The following is a 2,222-nucleotide window of genomic DNA, read 5'->3' as shown; positions in this document are numbered from 1 at the left end:
TTGGGGATGAGGAAGGCGACATCGGGGCGGGCAGCGATCCGGTCGAACCATGCCTGGTCATACTCGCGGCTGCCCGCGGGCTGAACCTCCCGGTTCGCGGGGGACTGGACCAGCCGCTGGGCCAGGGTATCGACCAGCCCGAACTTGAGCCCGAACAGGATCAGGAGCGGGGCCAGCACCGCCATCAGGGCGAGCACGAAGCACAGCGAGATCCGCCGCTCGTGGGCGAAGTCCCGGTAGGCCAGGCGCAGGATCTCAGGGGTGGCGCGCATGACCACCTCGCACGACATTGCCAGCCACGGTCGCTCCAATAGTCAAAGTGGAAACCCGCGCCCTCCGCGGGGCGGCCGCCCGCCCGTGCGCGGGAGTATACAACTGGACTCATTGCTCGGGACGACCGCAACCCTGGCTTCCGTTCATGGGTCAATCGGAGGAACCTTGGCTATGAATCATCGACGCGAACCGTTGCTCAGACACAGCAATTCTAAATTTGCCCCCGCGCGCCCGAACGACGCCTGGGCGGTGGCCGGGCCGGCTCAAGGGCGTCGAGCATGAAGTCGAACAGGTGCTCCCATGAGTCGAACGGGAGGTACTGTGTGACTGCGCGCAGATGTTCAAAGAAGGTGCGGCGCGACGGCAGGTGCGAGCGTAACTGCTGATAGCGCTGGTCGAGCAAGTCGAGCACGCTATGGGCCAGCAAGGCCAAGAGTGTCAGGCTCGCCAGCACCGCGGCAAGATGCTGTTTGCCGTGGCCGTAATTGTGTTCGAAATGGTACCCCTTGGTCTTGAGCGTATTGTTGTTCTCGTTCTCGATCTTCCAGCGGCTGCGCCCGGCGGCGACGAGTGCGACGACGTTGTGCTGGTCGACGGGGACCGAGCTGGCCCAGGCGTTGCGGTAGAGCACCTGGCCCTCAGCCGTGGTGGTGGTGAGTTCGCACCAGCCGACGGACAAGGCATTGTTGCCGTCGCGCAGCGGCAAGTCGTTGAGCCACCGATAGGTATCGGTGAGGCGTTGGGTGCCGGTCCAGCGCTGTTGGACCAGCGTGGGCACCTCCCCGGTGCGCTCGAAGTCCGCCACCCACTCGTAGAGCAGGGGATGGGACGGGGGCAGGCACACGAACAGAAACGCCGCGCCCTGCGCGAGCACCTGCTGACAGAACGGTTGATGGCAGTAGAGATCATCGCCCAGCAGGGTGGGCTGCCAGGCGGCGATGCGGGCGCCCCAGTGCTGCAGCCAGCGCGTGCTGGCATTGATCTCGCAGTCCTGCTTGGCGGCCCCGTCTTGTGGTTGAATAAATTCCGGCGGCAACGGCAACACCGTGTGCTGGCCCGGGGCAACGATCACGGGCGTCACGGCGACGTGGTAGTGCTGGGTCTTCCCGTTGGCGTGTGTACGCGTCGAGCACTGCGCACAGTGGATCGACTCCGAGCAGTGATATTCGGTACCGTCGAGCGCGATCAGTATACGCCCATCGGCGCCACGGTAGGGTTCCAGCGCCCCGTGCTGGTGCATCTCCTCGACGAGGTCGATGAACACCGGGGCCAGATAATCCGGCGCGATCGGATCGAGCAGGTTGCCGATCTGCTGGGTGCTGGGAATCTCATGCACCCCAAACAACAAGCTGGCGTTGTTGCACCCGCGCGCCTTTTGCATCCGTCGTTGGTAGTCCAGAAACGACGGGCTCTGCATGAAAAGCATCGAGAAAGCGCTCAGACTGGCGTCGCCGATCACGTAACGTTGGTTGTTGCCGCCCTTGCGGCGATCGGGCAGCCCCCACAATGCTTCGCGAATCCGCGCCACCACGGTTGTCACCGAGAAGGCGCTGGGCGGCGGCGCCGGCGTAACGGGTTTGAGGACCATCGGACTCTCCACGTGTGCTCTGAAGAGTCCTTCATAGCATAATGGTCTTAAATTTAGAACTGCTGTCCGAACCCCGGATTAGATGCAAAAGCTACGCCCATGTGCACCGCGTTCCTTGTCAGCATGTTAGGAATGGCCGCGGGATTGCATGCACTGCGCGATGAAGGGGGCGTACCCATCAGGCATATCGGGCACCCGGGTCGGCTTGGCGCTGGCAGTCATGATGGCCATGGCGCTGGGACACGTCAAAGAAGGTCGCATCGGGCAGATGCGTTCGCTGGTCCAGCCCATCCCGGCCACCGGCTAACCCCCCCTCACCGCCGCTTCCGGTCAGGCCGCTGGCGCGTCGCCTGCGGGCGCG

The 2,222-nt window shown here is 64.1% G+C and carries 1 protein-coding gene and 2 pseudogenes; all 3 read right to left on the bottom strand.

The annotated features are described in order from the left end of the window. Positions 1–272: pseudogene (locus QZY44_RS29075) on the bottom strand (lipoprotein ABC transporter permease); the annotation flags it as partial. 320 nt (positions 273–592) lie between these two features. Continuing rightward, positions 593–1,804, bottom strand: a pseudogene (locus QZY44_RS29070) (ISNCY family transposase); the annotation flags it as partial. A 235-nt stretch (positions 1,805–2,039) separates the two neighbouring features. Then, positions 2,040–2,222, bottom strand: a 183-nt coding sequence (locus tag QZY44_RS29065; RefSeq protein WP_295456131.1) for a hypothetical protein, incomplete at its 5' end; no start/stop codon positions are given.

The organism is uncultured Thiodictyon sp., assembly GCA_903837595.1.
In the GTDB taxonomy this organism is placed as follows: Bacteria; Pseudomonadota; Gammaproteobacteria; order Chromatiales; family Chromatiaceae; genus Thiodictyon.
This window is presented reverse-complemented; position numbering and strand designations above follow the sequence as displayed.